Source organism: Methylobacterium sp. D53M (assembly GCF_053345625.1).
The window spans coordinates 37,956-53,534 of the sequence record NZ_JBKFAL010000001.1 but is presented as its reverse complement, the minus strand read 5'-3'; the positions used below and the strand labels follow the sequence as shown (position 1 = coordinate 53,534).

Below are 15,579 nucleotides of genomic sequence, written 5' to 3'. Positions count from 1 at the left end.
ACATCGGCGCCGGGCCCGTCCGCCCGGCGGCTCGACGGATCGCCGCGTCTTGTATAGATCTCGGCCCGCGTCGCCGGCTCGGCCGGGAAGCCGTCCGGTCGGAGCGTTCTGCCGGGCCTCGATGCGGCGGCACGTAGCGAAGATCTGGTGGTTCAGCTGGGAGGATATGATCCGAGATGCTGTGGCACACCGGAAAGTCTTTCCGCCATGCCGTCCGCATTTTGCCATTACTGGCACGGGATCGATCGGCGCGCGGGGCCCCGCGGCCCGCAACGGCCGCACAGGCGTTCCGGGTACCGCCCCTGGTCCTCGCCGTGCTGCTGGGGTCGGTCGCGGTGACCGGGTCGCCGAGCTGGGCGCGCGACGCCGCCGAGGCGCCGAAGCCGGCCGATACGCCGTCCGCCGCCGACGGGCCGCAGGCGCTGATCGCCTCGCTGCGGAGCCGTATCCTCGCGGCGCACAGCGCGACCTTCGCCCTCGAGAGCTGGTGTGCCGACTACAAGCTCGCCGGGGACCCGCACCTCGTGGCGGAACGCGTGCCCATGGCCGACAAGCCCCTGACGGCCGCGCAGCGCGCCCGTCTCGCGATCGGCCCGGACGAGCCGGTGCGCTACCGCCGCGTCCGTCTCGCCTGCGGGGACCGCGTCCTGTCCGAGGCGGATAACTGGTACGTGCCGGCCCGGCTCACGCCGGAGATGAACGCGACGCTGGACACCACCCGCACGCCCTTCGGCCGGATCGTGCGTCCCCTCGCCCCGGTGCGCAGCACCGTCGAGGTGCGCGCGCCGGTCCGGAGCGCCGCGCCCGGACCGGACGATCCGCTCTTCGAGATCGACGCCGTGCTGTCGACCGGGGCCGGGCAGCCGTTCTGCGAGGTCGTCGAGACGTATCTGGGCGGTGCGCTGCCGCAGGCATCGCGGTAGAACCCGGCCGCGTTCTCGGTTGGGAGGAACAGGTATGGGTTCGAGGTTTCGTCGCGCGGTTCTGGCCCTGCTCGCGACGGGCGCGGCGTGCGCGCCGGCCCTGGCAGCCGATCCGGCCGGCGTATGGCTGACGGAAACCGGCAGTTCGAAGGTCCGCATCGCGCCCTGCGGCGGCGGCTTCTGCGGCACGATCATCAGCGCACCCGGGAAGGGGCTCGACGCGAAGAACCCGGATCCGGCGCTGCGTGGCCGCAGCGTCGTCGGCGTCCAGATCCTCGACGCGCGACAGCCCGAAGGCGGCGGCTTCTCGGGGTCGCTCTACAACCCGAACGACGGCAAGACCTATTCCGGTTCGCTGAAGCTCACGGGACCCGACTCGCTCGAGGTCTCCGGCTGCGTCATGAGCGTGTTCTGCAAGCGGCAGACCTGGACGCGCGTGAAGTGATCGCGCTGGGCGGGCGCCGGGGCGAGGCGGTGCCGCGTCGCAACAACGCGGGATCGATCGCGCGCGACTGAGGTTGCCTGGGTCTGGAACCAGCAAGGATTCTCATGACCCGGACATGTCTCGCCGCTCTTCTCGCCCTCGCCACCGTCGCGCCGGCCAGCGCCCAGGTCGAGGCCCGGCCCGTCGCGCCCGCTCCCGGCGCGCCGGGCGTGGTGAGCCAGCAGATCGACGCCACCGGGAACGAAGCCGCCGTGAGCTACTCGCCCACCGGCCGGCCGGCCGACACGATCTCCAACAACTCGGCGGCGGCGGGCAATGCCAACCAGCCGTCGCGGGTCGCGCCGCAGGGCGGTGGCGGCGGCGGCAGCCGGTGATCTCGCCTGATCCCCGGTGACCCGAGCGGCGCAGGACCCGCGAGGGGGGCCGCGATGTTCGCCCGGGGCCGGAACGGACGCGGGAGCCTGTCGGGGCGACCGCGCCGGTCTCGCGGAGGACAATCGGGCCGCGCCGGCGACGGTGCGGCCCTTCCGCGGCCCGTCGCGGCTCAGGCGGCGTCGGTGAGGGCCTGCGCGACGGCGTCGAGGGCGGCCTCGGCCCCGGCCCCGTTCGGGCCGCCGGCCTGCGCCATGTCGCGGCGGCCGCCGCCGCCCTTCCCGCCGAGCGCCCCGGCCCCGGCCCGGACCAGCCCGACCGCGTCGTAGCGCGCGGTCAGGTCGTCGGTGACGCCGACCACCAGCCCGGCCTTGCCGTCCGGTCCGACGCCGACCACCGCCACGATGCCGGAGCCCAGGCGCTTCTTCTCCTCGTCGACGATCGGCTTGAGGTCGCGCATGTCGAGCCCCTCGATGACGGAGCGGCGGAAGGCCACCCCGCCGATCTCGGTCTGCTGCGCGCCCGAGCCCGGGCCGCCCTCGCCACCCATGGCGAGCTTGCGACGGGTCTCGGCCAGTTCGCGCTCCAGGCGGCGCCGGTCCTCCATCAGCGCGGTCAGGCGGTCGGGCGCCTCCGAGACCGGCGCCTTGAGGATGCCGGCGAGCGCCGCCAGCGTCCGGGCCTCCTCGGCCCGGTGACGGCGCGCCGCGTCGGCGGTCAGCGCCTCGATCCGGCGCACGCCCGCGCCCACCGCGCTCTCGGCCACGATGGTGATCGCCCCGATATCGCCGGTGCGCGCGGCGTGGGTGCCGCCGCAGAGCTCCACGGAGAAGTTCTTGGCGCGCGGTTGCGCGGCGTCGCCGTCGACCGGCAGCCCCATCGAGACCACCCGCACCTCGTCGCCGTACTTCTCGCCGAACAGCGCGCGGGCGCCCGACGCGATCGCGTCGTCCACGGCCATCAGCTTCGTGACGACGGGCGCGTTCTGCAGCAGCACCGCGTTGGCGATGTCCTCGACGCGGCCGAGCTCGTCGGCCTCGATCGGCTTCGGGTGGCTGATGTCGAAGCGCAGCCGGTCGGGGCTGACGAGCGAGCCCTTCTGGGCGACGTGGTCGCCCAGCACCTGCCGCAGGGCCTCGTGGAGCAGGTGGGTGGCCGAGTGGTTGGCCCGGATCGCCCTGCGGCGGGCGTTGTCGACCTTCAGCTCGACCGGCTGGTCGAGGCTCACCGACCCTTCCTCCACGGTGACGTGATGGACGAACACGTCGCCGAGCTTCTTCTGGGTGTCGGTCACCCGCGCCCGCACGCCCGGCGCCAGGATCAGGCCGGTATCGCCGACCTGGCCGCCCGACTCCCCGTAGAACGGCGTCTGATTGACGAGGACGAGGCCGGTCTGACCAGCCTCGAGGGCCTTCACCTCGGCGCCGTCGCGCAGGAGCGCGGTCACGATGCCCTCGGCGGTCTCGGTCTCGTAGCCCAGGAACTCGGTGGCGCCGACGCGCTCGCGCAGTCCGAACCACACCGTCTCGGTCGCCGCCTCGCCCGAGCCCTTCCAGGCCTCGCGGGCCGCCTGCTTCTGGCGCTGCATCGCGGCCGCGAAGGCGTCGGTGTCCACGCCGATGCCGCGGGCCTTGAGGGCGTCCTGCGTCAGGTCGAGGGGGAAGCCGTAGGTGTCGTAGAGGGTGAAGGCGGTCTCGCCGGAGAGCTTGTCGCCCTCCCGCAGGTCGCGGCTCTCGGCGTCGAGGATCGACAAGCCCCGCTCGAGGGTGCGGCGGAAGCGGGTCTCCTCCAGCTTCAGGGTCTCGGCGATCAGGCTCTCGGCCCGCATCAGCTCCGGGTAGGCCTGGCCCATCTCGCGCACGAGGGTCGGCACGAGGCGGAACATGGTGGGCTCGCGGGCCCCCAGGATCTCGGCGTGGCGCATGGCGCGGCGCATGATCCGGCGCAGCACGTAGCCGCGGCCCTCGTTGCCCGGCAGCACGCCGTCGGCCACCAGGAAGGAGGCCGCCCGCAGGTGGTCGGCGATCACCCGGTAGGACGCCATCGTGGCCGCCTCCGGCGCCCGCGAGACCGCGTGGGCCACGGCGTCGATCAGGGCGCGGAACAGGTCGGTGTCGTAGTTCGAGTGGACGCCCTGGAGGACCGCCGCCATGCGCTCCAGGCCCATGCCCGTGTCGATCGACGGCCGCGGCAGCGGGTTCCGGACGCCCGGCTCCAGCTGCTCGTACTGCATGAACACGAGGTTCCAGAACTCGAGGAAGCGGTCGCCGTCCTCGTCCGGCGAGCCGGGCGGGCCGCCCTGCAGCGCCGGGCCCTGGTCGATGAAGATCTCCGAGCAGGGGCCGCAGGGGCCGGTATCGCCCATCTGCCAGAAATTGTCGGAGGTCCCGATCCGGATGATCTTGTCGTCGGAGAAGCCGGCGATCTTCTTCCACAGGCCTGCGGCCTCGTCGTCGTCGGCGTAGACGGTGACGAGGAGCTTGTCGGGCTTGAGGCCGAATTCCTTGGTGATCAGCGTCCAGGCCAGCTCGATCGCGCGGTCCTTGAAGTAGTCGCCGAACGAGAAGTTGCCGAGCATCTCGAAGAACGTGTGGTGGCGCGCGGTGTACCCGACATTGTCGAGGTCGTTGTGCTTGCCGCCGGCCCGCACGCATTTCTGCGCCGTTGTCGCCCGGTCGTAGGCGCGCTTCTCCATCCCGGTGAAGACGTTCTTGAACTGCACCATGCCGGCGTTCGTGAACATCAGCGTCGGGTCGTTCTTCGGCACGAGGCTCGAGGACGGCACGACCTCGTGGCCCGCCTTGGCGAAGTAGTCGAGGAAGGTCGACCGGATCTCGTTGACGCCGCTCATCGGGGCTGACTCTGGCAGTACGGACGGGAAAGGGCGGCCGCGCGTCATCCGCCCGGCGCCCGCATGGCGCCCTCTTAAGGAGGGATGCCGCGCGAGTCACGGGCGGCCTGCCCCGAAATCTCCACGGGACGCCGCAACTCGGCCACAAGCGCGGCCGTGTTGTCGCCACATCTGTCAAGCGATGGTGAGTCCGTAGCGCCACAGCGGCGTGTGGAGAGTCGGGATAACGATGCAGGGCCGCACGGTCGGATCGCCGAGGACCATCACCGGCAAGCAGGGCCATTTCGGCTCGGGCCGCGCCGACGTGATCGCCGCACAGCCCATGCTGGGCCGTGCCCATGGCAGCCGCCCCGCGCTGTTCCGCTCCCTGCTCACCGTCTCGATGATCGCCGGCGGCCTCAGCGCCGCTCTGATCGGGTCGGGCGTGGACCTCGCCAAGGTCGGCCTGTCGCCGGCCGTGTCGGTCGCGGAGGCCGCCACCGAGCTCCCGATGCCGCGCCCGCGCATCCACACCGTCGCCCTCAGCACCCCGCTGGAGCAGACGCCGCTGCGCGCCGCCGCGAGCTTCGCCCCGGTGCACGACCTCGACACCGAGCTCGGCTCCAACACGGTCGACCGCGTGTCGTACGACTTCCTGCTCTCCGAGAGCGCCGTCGGCGACCCGAACGACATCCTCGAGTTTGGCCCGATGAAGATCCGGCGCCACCTCGTGCAGACGATCGTCCGGGCGGCCCAGGCGGTCCAGACCGATCCGGTGCTGCTGATGGCGGTAGCCGACAAGGAATCGAGCTTCGTCACGGCGGTCCAGGCCAAGACCTCCTCGGCGACGGGCCTCTACCAGTTCATCGAGCGGACCTGGCTCGGCGTGGTTCGCGACTTCGGCGCCAAGTACGGGCTGGAGAAGGACGCCGCGCTGATCACCTCCGACGCCAATGACCGGCCGGTGATCACCGATCCGGCGGAGCGCGCCCGGGTGCTGGAACTGCGCCGCGACCCGTACCTCTCGGCGCTGATGGCCGGCGAGATGCTGAAGCGGGACGCGGCCCGCATCGCCCTGCGCATCGGCCGCGAGCTGACACTCGGCGAGGTCTACCTCGCCCACTTCCTCGGACCGGACGACGCCGAGGAGTTCCTCGCCAACGTCGTGAACAAGCCGGCCGCCGCCGCGGCGGCCCTGCTCCCGGGGCCGGCCCGGGCCAACCGCTCGATCTTCTTCGCCGCCGGGCGCTTCGTCGGGCGCGGCCGCCACCGCAAGCCCCTGAGCCTGTCGGTCGCGCAGGTGCACGAGAAGTTCGAGGCGATGATGAGCACCCGCGGGACGCGCTACCAGAACGTCCGCCAAGTCTCTGGAATCATGGCGTATGCCGACGCCGACGCCGGGCTCGCCACGCAGTAACGGCTCTGTGACGCCGGGCGTGATTCCGAACGCCCGGCGCAACCAGCGGCGGATTGCCGACTTTCCTCCTTCGAGCGCCGCATCCTCGGGCGGCGCGGAAGTCGACTTCGGGGGGAGTCCTTGAAAAAGCACCAGACGAGCGCACCCCTGCCGCTCACCGATACGCTGTCACCGGGTATTCCGCTCGATCAGATCGGTCAGAAACTGGCGTCGTTCTACGATGATCTGGTCACCGAGGGTGTGCCCGAACACCTCGCGGCCCTGGTCCGCCGCGTCCGTCAGAACGAGGGCGACGAGACCGCCCCGGGCGCGCCGAGCGTCGTGGCGGCCGAGGCCGGTCCGCCGCGTCTCGCGCTCGTCGTGGAGGACGATCCCGAGATCCGCGCGCTGGCCGAGACCCTCTTGGAGGAAACCGAACTCGACGTGGTCGGGTGCGACAGCGCCGAGGCCGCCCTGTCGGTCCTCCAGGCGCGCGGGGGCGACGTCGCCCTCGTCTTCGCCGACGTCCGGCTGGCCGGCGAGATGGACGGGCTCCAGCTCGCCCGCGCGGTGGCGACCCTGTGGCCCCGGGCCCGTCTGGTGATCACCTCGGGCCACGGCATTCCCCGCCCCGAGCTGCCGGCCGAGGCCGTCTTCATCGCCAAGCCGTGGCGCCCCCTCGACGTGCTGGTCGAGGCCGAGCGCGCCGCCGCCGACCCGGCCCCGCCGGTGGTCTGAAGCGTTCCGCGCGGCCGGGCCCGGCCCTTGCATCGCCGGTGACCGCGTCGGCGCGAGCCCGGAGCCTGCGACTTGCCGATCCTCTCCGTCCGCCACCGCACGGTCTACCGGTACCGGCGTCCGGTCGCCTTCGGCGAGCACCGGATCATGTTCCGGCCACGCGACAGCTACGATCAGCGGCTGATCGCGGCGACCCTCGACATTGCGCCGGAGCCGGCCACCCTGCGCTGGCTGTTCGACGTATTCGGCAACTGCGTGGCGGTCGCGACCTTCGACACCCGCGCCGAGACCCTGACCTTCGACTGCGGCATCACCCTCGACCACACCCCGGAGCACGCGCCGGTCTTCCCCCTGGCGCCGCACGCGACCCACTACCCGTTCGGCTACGGGGCGGAGGACATGCCGGACCTCGCCCGCTCCATCGAGCGGCAATGGCCGGACCCGCGGCACGAGGTCGATGCCTGGGCGCGGAGCTTCCTGCCGCCGCAGGGCCGTATCCCGACGCAGGAGCTGCTGGCCGCGATGACGCGCAGCGTGCGGGCGAACTTCACCTACCTCGCCCGCTCCGAGAAGGGCGTGCAGGACCCGCTCACGACCCTGCGCACGAAGCTCGGCTCGTGCCGGGACTTCGCGGTGCTGATGATGGAGGGCGTCCGGGCGCTCGGCATGGCCGCCCGCTTCGTCTCCGGATACCTCTACAACCCGCGCAACGACCGGGCGCGCCACGTCGGCGGCGGCTCCACCCACGCCTGGCTGCAGGTCTACCTCCCGGGCGCCGGCTGGGTCGAGTTCGACCCGACCAACGGCATCGTGGGCAACCGCGACCTGATCCGCGTGGCAGTGGCCCGCGATCCGGCCCAGGCCGTGCCGCTGCACGGCTCCTTCTTCGGCCTCGCCAGCGACGATCTCGGCATGCGCGTCGACGTCGACGTGGTGGAGCTGCCTGCCGACGGGCCGGCGGCCCGAACCGTGCAGGGGCCGGAGACGACCCTGGCGCGTTGAGTTCGCGCGCACCCGGACTCAGAACGAGCGTGCGTGGCGACTCCGCGCGGACGGCGACAGAGCAAGGTGGCCCCGATGAAGATCAGGACCGGTTTCGATATCGCTTTCACGCTGTCGCAGCCGACACCGATGATCCTGATGCTGAGCGTCCATCCCTCGCGGATCGACGACGTGCTGACCCCGCACGCGATCGGGTTCGATCCGCCGCTCGAGGCGCGGACGTACCGGGACGGCTTCGGCAACATCTGCCACCGCATCATCGCGCCGCCCGGTCAGCTGACCATCGCGGCCGACTTCACGGTCGAGGATTCGGGCGAGCCCGATCCGGTCGTGCCGGACGCCCGGCAGATCCCGGTCCAGGACCTGCCCGACGACGTCCTGATCTTCCTCCTGGGCTCGCGCTACTGCGACACCGACAAGCTCTCGCAGACCGCGTGGTCCCTGTTCGGCGGCACGCCGGAGGGCTGGGCCCGCGTCCAGGCGATCGTCGACTACACGCACGAGCGGATCCGCTTCGACTATCAGCGCGCCGACGCGACCCGGAGCGCGCACGACGCCTTCATGCAGCGCGAGGGCGTGTGCCGGGACTTCGCGCACCTGGCGATCACCCTGTGCCGGTGCATGAACATCCCGGCGCGCTACGCCACCGGATACCTCGGCGATATCGGCGTGCCGAAGGACCCGGCGCCGATGGACTTCTCGGCGTGGTTCGAGGTCTTCCTCGAAGGGCCCGAGGGGCCGCGCTGGTACACGTTCGACGCCCGCCACAACCGGCCCCGCATCGGCCGCATCGTCATGGCCCGCGGCCGCGACGCCACCGACTGCGCCATCTCGACGAACTTCGGCTACGCCCACCTCGCGCGCTTCGACGTCCACACGGACGAGGCCCCCTGAGCCGCGCACGCGTTCGTGATATCGCGCACCGCACGGCCAAGCCGGCCTGCGTATTCCGCCGGACAGCAAATTCCGGGCGGAAGTATGGAACTGCTAGCCTATGCTCACGCTTGTAATGGCAAAGGTTATCGCACAGGTAGGCCACTCATGAAGACCACGGTCACCGCACTCGCCGCGCTCCTCGGCGTGTCTGTTCTTGCCGCCACGCCCGTCCTCGCCGCTTCGTCGTACGATCCCTTCGGCACGGATAGTGCCGACGAGTACTACTCCGATCAGGGACAGTACGGTTACCAGGGCTCTTACGCCCCGGGCTACGGCCAGGGCGTGCAGGCCGCGCCGCAGGCGCAGGTCCAGCCGATCCCCCGCGAGATCGTCGCGTTCAACGGGCCCTACGCGCCCGGCACGATCGTGGTCTCCACCGCCGAGCGGCGCCTGTACTACGTGCTCGGCAACGGTGAGGCGATCCGCTACGGCGTCGGCGTCGGCCGTCCGGGCTTCAGCTGGAGCGGCACCAACAAGATCACCGCCAAGCGTGAGTGGCCGTCGTGGACGCCCCCGAAGGCCATGATCGCCCGTCGTCCCGACCTGCCGCGCTACATGGCGGGCGGCATCGAGAACCCCCTCGGCGCCCGGGCCATGTATATCGGCAGCACCGAGTACCGCATCCACGGCTCCAACGAGCCGGACACGATCGGTCAGGCAGTCTCGTCGGGCTGCATCCGGATGACCAACGACGACGTCACCGACCTGTACGAGCGCGTGAAGGTCGGCGCCAAGGTCGTCGTCCTGAACTGAGCGCGCGGCGCGGGATCACCCGCGCCCCTTGCCCGCCTGTGCCGCGCGGGCCGCGTCATCCCACCCGGGGGCGCGGCCCGCGCGTGTGCGGTCGCCTGCGCGGGGCTGCGCCTCAGGGAACGACGCGGCCGACGGCCGTCTGCGGCGGGCTGAACGAGGCGATCGGCATGTCGCAGAAGCAGCGCACGCCGAGGGGCCGCGGCCCCGGCAGCGGGCAGGAGTACGGCTTCGGGCCGGTGATTCCCTGCTGGACGGCGTCGCAATTGTAGCCGACCGGGGCGCGCTGCGCCCGGCGCGGGACCGGCCGGTAACCGCCGTCGTAGCCCGGATCGTCGTAGTACTGGGCGAAGGCCGCGCTACTCGGAGCGACGGCGGCGAGCGCCAGGGCGGCGACCGCCAGACGGAGAGGTCCACGCAGGCCGGATCGGCCGGAAACAGTGACGCGCATCCCTGAACCCTTCACTCGGCGCGGACCCAACGCGTCCGCCCGGCGGCTCTCGGCGGCAATACCGGCGAAAACGAGACGGCCCGCCCCCGGATCAGGAGCGGGCCGCGGCCCCGTTCGTCGGTGCGAGCGTCAGTGCGACGCGCGCTCGGCGGCGTCCTGGGCGTTCTGGGCCGTCTGCTTCGCGGCGTCCTGGCCCTGCTCCATGGCCTTGCGGGCCTCGTCGGCACCCTGCTGCATCGCCGACTTGGCGCGCTCGGCGCCCTGCTGCATCGCGCTCTGCGCGAGGCCGCTGAACTCCTTCGCCTGGGCCTGGATGGCGGCGAACTGGCTGCGGACGAACTCGGCCTGGTGCTGCATCGCCTCCTGCATGTCCCTGGAGCGGACGAGCTTCTGGGCGAGGTCGAAGGCCGCGTTCACGTTCTGCTCGGCATACTCGAAGCCGCGCGAGGACGCGTCCAGCGCGTTGGAGCGCGCCAGCTCGGCCGAGCCCTGCACGGTGTCGGCGGTGCGGCGAGCAGCGCCGATGAAGCTGTCGAACGCCTTCCGGGCCTGCTCGACGCTCTTCTCGGCGAAGTCGCGCATCTCGGCCGGAACTTCGTAGTTCGGGGGGTTGCTCATACGTCGTCTCCTCTCTTCATTGGCCTGTGGATGGCGCTTTGTGCGGTGCACAATAACTGATTCGCCGCCATATGCCACCCGCGCTCACGGCGTTAAGGTTGACATAACGTAAACGTGTGACGGTTGCGCCGAGAGTCCAGCGCCGCGGCGCGGGGGAGTTTACAATAGGGCTACGGTCGCGCGCGTTTCTCGGGCAAAGCGGGACCGTTGAGCGTCAGGATCGCGTTAGGGTTCGAGGTCGCGGGCTTTGGAGACGACAGTGACACCGACGGCCGCTGCAGTTCCGCCCGGGCTGGGGACTGCCTTCGCGACCTGGGAGCGCCTGCCCGCGCTGGCGGCCGCGCTGGGCGCGCGCGACGCCGTGCATCTCGTGATCGATCCGTCGGAGGCCCGGATCCTGTCCGCGTCCGAAGCGGCGGCGGGTCTCGCCGCGGTTCTGGACGGCCCGGCCCTCGTCGACCTGACCCGGCAGATCGCGACCGCGGTGGCGGGCGACGCCACGCCCCGCCTCGCGCGCCTGCGCTTGGATGCCCGCCGGATCGCGCCGCCGGTCCTGTGCTGGCTGGCGCGCGGCGCGCAGGTCGACGGCCGGCCCGCGATCCTCGTCGTCCCGACCGCGCCGGTGGCGGCTGGCCGCGCGCGTCCGATCCGCCCGGTCGATCCACCGGTCGACGCGCCCGCCGAGCATCCCGTGGCGGCGCGGGCGCTTCCCCAGGAGCCGCAATCGCCTCCGGCGACGCCGCTCCGGCGCGACGACCGCTTCCTCTGGCGCCTCGATGCCGCGGATGTCCTGACGACCCTCACAGGCCCGGAGGCGCTCGCTGGGCTGGTCGGGCAGCGCTGGCAGGATCTGGCCGAGAGCGGGCGCCTCTCAGGCGCCGACGCCGTGCTGGCGGCCCTGCGCGACCGGCGCACCTTCCGCGGGGAACCGGCGGTCCTCGATGCCGGCACCGGGGCGTTCCGGGTCGACCTGTCCGGGGCCCCGCTCGGGCGGGGCGACGCGGCCTTCTCGGGCTTCGGCGGCTTCGGCCTGATCCGCAGCGCCCCGGCCGGCAACCCGAGACCGGTCGCGACGCCGGAGCCGACCCCGGAGCCCATGCTCGAGCGCGTTCCCGAGCGCGTTCCCGAGCCCGTGCCCTCCGCGACGCCGGAGCCGGCAACGTCCGAGGTTGCCAAGCCCGCTGCCGTCCCGGCCGGGACCGGCGACGCCGCGATCCCTGTCGCGATTCCTGTCGCGGTCGACGCGGATCATGTCGCCGCGCCGCTGTCGAACGACGAGCACGCCGCGTTCCGCGAGATCGCCCGCGCACTGGGCGCCCGCTACGCCGGTGACGAGGCCGGATCGGGGTCGCCCCGGACCGCGGGTGGGGCGGTCATGCCGTTCCCGGCGCCGCAGGCCGGCCCGACGGAGACCGGCGCGACCGCCGCGGATCCCGATGTCGAGACCGGGCCAGTGGAGGCCGAGCCGGTCGCCGACGCGCCGTCGTCCCCGGAATCCGATCTCCTCGGCGGATTGCCGGTGCCGGTTCTGGTCCATCGCGACGGAGCGATCGTCGCGGCGAACCGCGCCTTCCTCGATCTGACCGGCCATCCCGACCAGCCGAGCCTCGCGCGCCTCGGTCTTCCGGGATTGCTGCCCGGCCTCCCCCCGGCGGAGACGGTCGACCCGTCCGCGCGCCGGACGACCGTCGCGACGACCGACGGCGGCGCCCGTCCCGTCGAAATCCGGGCCGGCGCCCTCCCCTGGTCGGGCGCGACCGCGACGTGCCTGGTCGTGCGCCCGGTCGAGGACGCCGACATCGCCGACGCCCTCACGGCCGAGCGCCTCGCCCGCGCCGCTGAGACCGAGCGGACGGCCAGCGCCGAGGCGACTCTGGACGCGCTGGAAACAAGCGTCGTCACGGTCGACGGGGCCGGGCGCATCGTCGCGTTGAACCGCGCGGCGGCCGGCCTGTTCGGCTGCGATCCGCGCGAGATCGTCGGCAGCAGCTTCGTCACGCTCTTCGACCGGGAGAGCGTCCTGACGGTCGCCGATGCCCTGAGGGGCACCGCCCCGGGGCGGCGGATCGTGCGCATCGACGGCGCTCCGATGTCGTTGACCGTGGCGGCGGCGGCGGGCCGGCGCGTGGCCCAGATCGCCCGAGCCGAGGACGAGGCCCTCGCGCGGAGCGCGGAGGGCGGCCCGGAGCCCGCGCCGAGCCGCGCCGATGCCCTCGACCGGCTCGGCTGCGCCGTCCGCGAGCCCGTGTCCGGGATCGTCGACCTGGCCGGCGCGATGCTGAAGGAACCGTTCGGCCCCCTCGGGGACGCGCGCTACCGGGGCTGCCTCGCCGAGATCAAGGCCTCGGGCGAGGCGATGCTGGAGCGCGTCGGGAAGCTCCTGGACCTCGCCGCCGTCGAGGCCGGCGCGCTCCACCTGGAGCCGCGCGCCCTCGACCTCAACGACGTCGTGGCGAGCTGTGTCGCCCAGCTCCAGGGGGAGGCGGCGCGGGGGCGCATCGTGATGCGGACGAGCTTCTCGACCGATATCGGCGACCTGGAGGCCGACGAGCGCTCGGTCAGCCGCGCGGCCAGCTTGGTGATCGAGAACGCGATCCGACGCTCCACGGCCGGCAGCCAGATCATCGTGTCCACCGGGTCCGCCGAGCGGGCGGGGATCGCCGTGCGGGTGCGCGAGACCGGCGCCGGCCACGCGCCGCGGGCGGCAGCGCCGCAGGGCGATGTCGAGGACGGGCTGGCGCTGCCGCGGGCGCTCGTGGAGGCCAATGGCGGGCGCCTGCAGCTCTCCGCCCGACCGGAAGACGGCACGCTCGTGGAGATCATCATGCCCGCGCGGCGGGCGGCCAACGGCTAGGGGTGAGCGCCCCCCACCCCCGCGGGGCGGAAACAGAGGGCCGCCGGTGACAGCGGGCTCGGGCGCGCGCGCTTGACAGCGCAGCATCGAAGCCCCAATCAGCCCTTACATTGCGCCCAATCTATTCACGGGAATTGAGCTGCGCAGGAGCGCGCCAAACTGTGATGATATCGTCATCGTAGATTGGCGGCTACGTTACTTTGGAAGTCCTGGCTGCGCGGCGGAGACCGCGATACGATCGGGCGCCAAAACAGGGATGGGACGCCATGGTAGGCAAGGTGATCGAGGTTCAATCCGCGTGGCGCGAGGGTGCGCACGTGGACGATGCCAAGTACCGGGAGATGTACGCGGCTTCGGTCGCCGATCCCAACGCGTTCTGGGCCGAGCACGGCAAGCGCATCGACTGGATGAAGCCGTTCTCGACGGTGAAGAACACCAGCTTCGAGCCCGGCAAGGTCTCGATCAAGTGGTTCGAGGACGGCAAGACCAACGTCGCCCATAACTGTATCGATCGCCATCTCGAGACCCGCGGCGACCAGACCGCGATCATCTGGGAAGGCGACAACCCCGACGAATCCAAGCACATCACCTACCGCGAGCTGCACGCGCAGGTCTGCCGGATGGCCAACGTCCTGCGCAACCGCGGCGTCGGCAAGGGCGACCGCGTCACGCTCTACATGCCGATGGTCCCGGAAGCCGCCTACGCGATGCTCGCCTGCGCGCGGCTCGGGGCGATCCACGCCATCGTGTTCGGCGGCTTCTCGCCGGATTCCCTCGCCTCGCGCATCCAGGGCTGCGGCTCCAAGGTGGTGATCACCGCCGACGAGGGCCTGCGCGGCGGCCGCAAGGTGCCGCTGAAGGCCAATGTCGACGAGGCGATCAAGCGTCTCGGGACCGACCTCGTCGACCACGTGATCGTCGTGCGCCGCACCGGCGGCAGCGTCGCCATGGAGGCGGGCCGGGACGTCTACTACGACGAGGCCGCCGAGCAGGTGACGGACGAGTGCCCCGCCGTGGCGGTGGAGGCCGAGCACCCGCTCTTCATCCTCTACACCTCCGGCTCGACCGGGCAGCCGAAGGGCGTGGTGCACACCACCGGCGGTTACCTCGTCTACGCGTCGATGACTCACGAGTACGTCTTCGATTACCGCGAAGGCGACGTGTACTGGTGCACCGCCGATGTCGGCTGGGTCACGGGCCACAGCTACATCGTGTACGGGCCGCTCGCGAACGGCGCCACGACGCTGATGTTCGAGGGCATCCCGACCTACCCGTCGACCTCCCGGTTCTGGGAAGTGGTCGACAAGCACAAGGTCAACATCTTCTACACGGCGCCGACCGCGATCCGCTCGCTGATGGGCGGCGGCGAGGGGCCGGTGAAGAAGACCTCGCGGCAATCGCTCCGCGTGCTGGGCTCTGTGGGCGAGCCGATCAACCCGGAAGCCTGGGAGTGGTACTACAACGTCGTCGGCGACCAGCGCTGCTCGATCGTCGACACGTGGTGGCAGACCGAGACCGGCGGCATCCTGATCACCCCGCTGCCGGGCGCCACCGCCCTGAAGCCGGGCTCGGCGACCCGGCCGTTCTTCGGCGTGAAGCCCGAGATGGTCGACGCCGAGGGCAAGGTCCTGGAGGGCGCCTGCGAGGGCAATCTCTGCATCGCCGATTCCTGGCCGGGCCAGATGCGCACGGTCTACGGCGACCATGAGCGCTTCGAGCAGACCTACTTCTCGACCTACCCGGGCAAGTACTTCACCGGCGACGGCGCCCGCCGCGATGCGGACGGCTACTACTGGATCACCGGCCGGGTCGACGACGTCATCAACGTCTCGGGCCACCGGATGGGCACCGCCGAGGTCGAGTCGTCCCTGGTCGCCCACCCGAAGGTGGCCGAGGCCGCGGTGGTGGGCTACCCGCACAACGTGAAGGGCCAGGGCATCTACGCCTACGTGACCCTGAACGACGGCGAGGAGGGCGACGACGCCCTGCGCAAGGAGCTCGTGACCTGGGTCCGCAAGGATATCGGGCCGATCGCCTCGCCGGACCTGATCCAGTTCGCGCCCGGCCTGCCCAAGACTCGCTCGGGCAAGATCATGCGCCGGATCCTGCGCAAGATCGCCGAGGACGATTTCAGCTCGCTCGGCGACACCTCGACGCTCGCCGAGCCGGCCGTCGTCGACGACCTGATCGAGAACCGGCAGAACCGGGGCTGATCGCACCCGCGCCGCCCCGGCGGCGCGGGTTCGGACCGGGGCGGGTGCCGG

At 71.8% G+C, this 15,579-nt stretch carries 13 protein-coding genes; 10 read left to right on the top strand and 3 right to left on the bottom strand.

Annotation, left to right across the window (positions count from 1 at the left end; all coding sequences use genetic code 11):
• Window positions 1–314: 314 nt before the first annotated feature.
• The 3 genes from ACLBYG_RS00215 to ACLBYG_RS00205 all read left to right on the top strand — a co-directional run bounded on the left by ACLBYG_RS00215 (window position 315) and on the right by ACLBYG_RS00205 (window position 1,742).
• Window positions 315–923, top strand: a complete 609-nt coding sequence (locus tag ACLBYG_RS00215; protein ID WP_447680224.1) for a hypothetical protein — start codon at window positions 315–317, stop codon at window positions 921–923.
• 34 nt (window positions 924–957) lie between these two features.
• Window positions 958–1,368, top strand: a complete 411-nt coding sequence (locus ACLBYG_RS00210; RefSeq protein ID WP_020092873.1) for a DUF2147 domain-containing protein — start codon at window positions 958–960, stop codon at window positions 1,366–1,368.
• Between the two features lie 104 nt (window positions 1,369–1,472).
• A complete protein-coding gene (locus tag ACLBYG_RS00205; protein WP_012322495.1) occupies window positions 1,473–1,742 on the top strand; it encodes a hypothetical protein in 270 nt (89 codons plus the stop codon).
• Between the two features lie 170 nt (window positions 1,743–1,912).
• On the opposite strand, the gene alaS is transcribed toward ACLBYG_RS00205, so the two are convergent.
• Window positions 1,913–4,591, bottom strand: a complete 2,679-nt coding sequence (gene alaS, locus ACLBYG_RS00200) for an alanine--tRNA ligase (protein ID WP_447680223.1) — start codon at window positions 4,589–4,591, stop codon at window positions 1,913–1,915.
• 229 nt (window positions 4,592–4,820) lie between these two features.
• On the opposite strand from alaS, the gene ACLBYG_RS00195 reads away from it, so the two are divergent.
• The 5 genes from ACLBYG_RS00195 (at window position 4,821) to ACLBYG_RS00175 (ending at window position 9,395) form a co-directional block, all read left to right on the top strand.
• Window positions 4,821–5,987, top strand: coding sequence for a transglycosylase SLT domain-containing protein (locus ACLBYG_RS00195; protein WP_056531990.1), 1,167 nt, complete (start codon window positions 4,821–4,823; stop codon window positions 5,985–5,987).
• A 120-nt stretch (window positions 5,988–6,107) separates the two neighbouring features.
• The gene (locus ACLBYG_RS00190; RefSeq protein ID WP_447680222.1) at window positions 6,108–6,704 is read left to right on the top strand and encodes a NepR family anti-sigma factor; all 597 of its coding nucleotides are present in this window, start codon (window positions 6,108–6,110) and stop codon (window positions 6,702–6,704) included.
• A gap of 72 nt (window positions 6,705–6,776) precedes the next feature.
• On the top strand, window positions 6,777–7,706 hold the full coding sequence (locus ACLBYG_RS00185) for a transglutaminase family protein (protein ID WP_447680221.1): 930 nt from the start codon (window positions 6,777–6,779) through the stop codon (window positions 7,704–7,706).
• A gap of 75 nt (window positions 7,707–7,781) precedes the next feature.
• On the top strand, window positions 7,782–8,600 hold the full coding sequence (locus tag ACLBYG_RS00180; protein ID WP_447680220.1) for a transglutaminase domain-containing protein: 819 nt from the start codon (window positions 7,782–7,784) through the stop codon (window positions 8,598–8,600).
• A gap of 147 nt (window positions 8,601–8,747) precedes the next feature.
• The gene (locus ACLBYG_RS00175; RefSeq protein ID WP_447680219.1) at window positions 8,748–9,395 is read left to right on the top strand and encodes a L,D-transpeptidase; all 648 of its coding nucleotides are present in this window, start codon (window positions 8,748–8,750) and stop codon (window positions 9,393–9,395) included.
• A 112-nt stretch (window positions 9,396–9,507) separates the two neighbouring features.
• Here ACLBYG_RS00175 and ACLBYG_RS00170 read toward each other — a convergent pair whose 3' ends face one another.
• Entirely contained in the window at window positions 9,508–9,843 is a 336-nt protein-coding gene (locus ACLBYG_RS00170) for a hypothetical protein (RefSeq protein ID WP_447680218.1), read from the bottom strand.
• 129 nt (window positions 9,844–9,972) lie between these two features.
• Complete coding sequence (locus ACLBYG_RS00165; protein WP_012322487.1) at window positions 9,973–10,461, bottom strand: phasin; 489 nt, start codon at window positions 10,459–10,461, stop codon at window positions 9,973–9,975.
• 259 nt (window positions 10,462–10,720) lie between these two features.
• Here ACLBYG_RS00165 and ACLBYG_RS00160 point away from each other — a divergent pair, with 259 nt between their 5' ends.
• The gene (locus tag ACLBYG_RS00160; RefSeq protein WP_447680217.1) at window positions 10,721–13,315 is read left to right on the top strand and encodes a PAS domain-containing protein; all 2,595 of its coding nucleotides are present in this window, start codon (window positions 10,721–10,723) and stop codon (window positions 13,313–13,315) included.
• 266 nt (window positions 13,316–13,581) lie between these two features.
• Complete coding sequence (acs, locus tag ACLBYG_RS00155; RefSeq protein WP_020092882.1) at window positions 13,582–15,528, top strand: acetate--CoA ligase; 1,947 nt, start codon at window positions 13,582–13,584, stop codon at window positions 15,526–15,528.
• Window positions 15,529–15,579 lie beyond the last annotated feature (51 nt).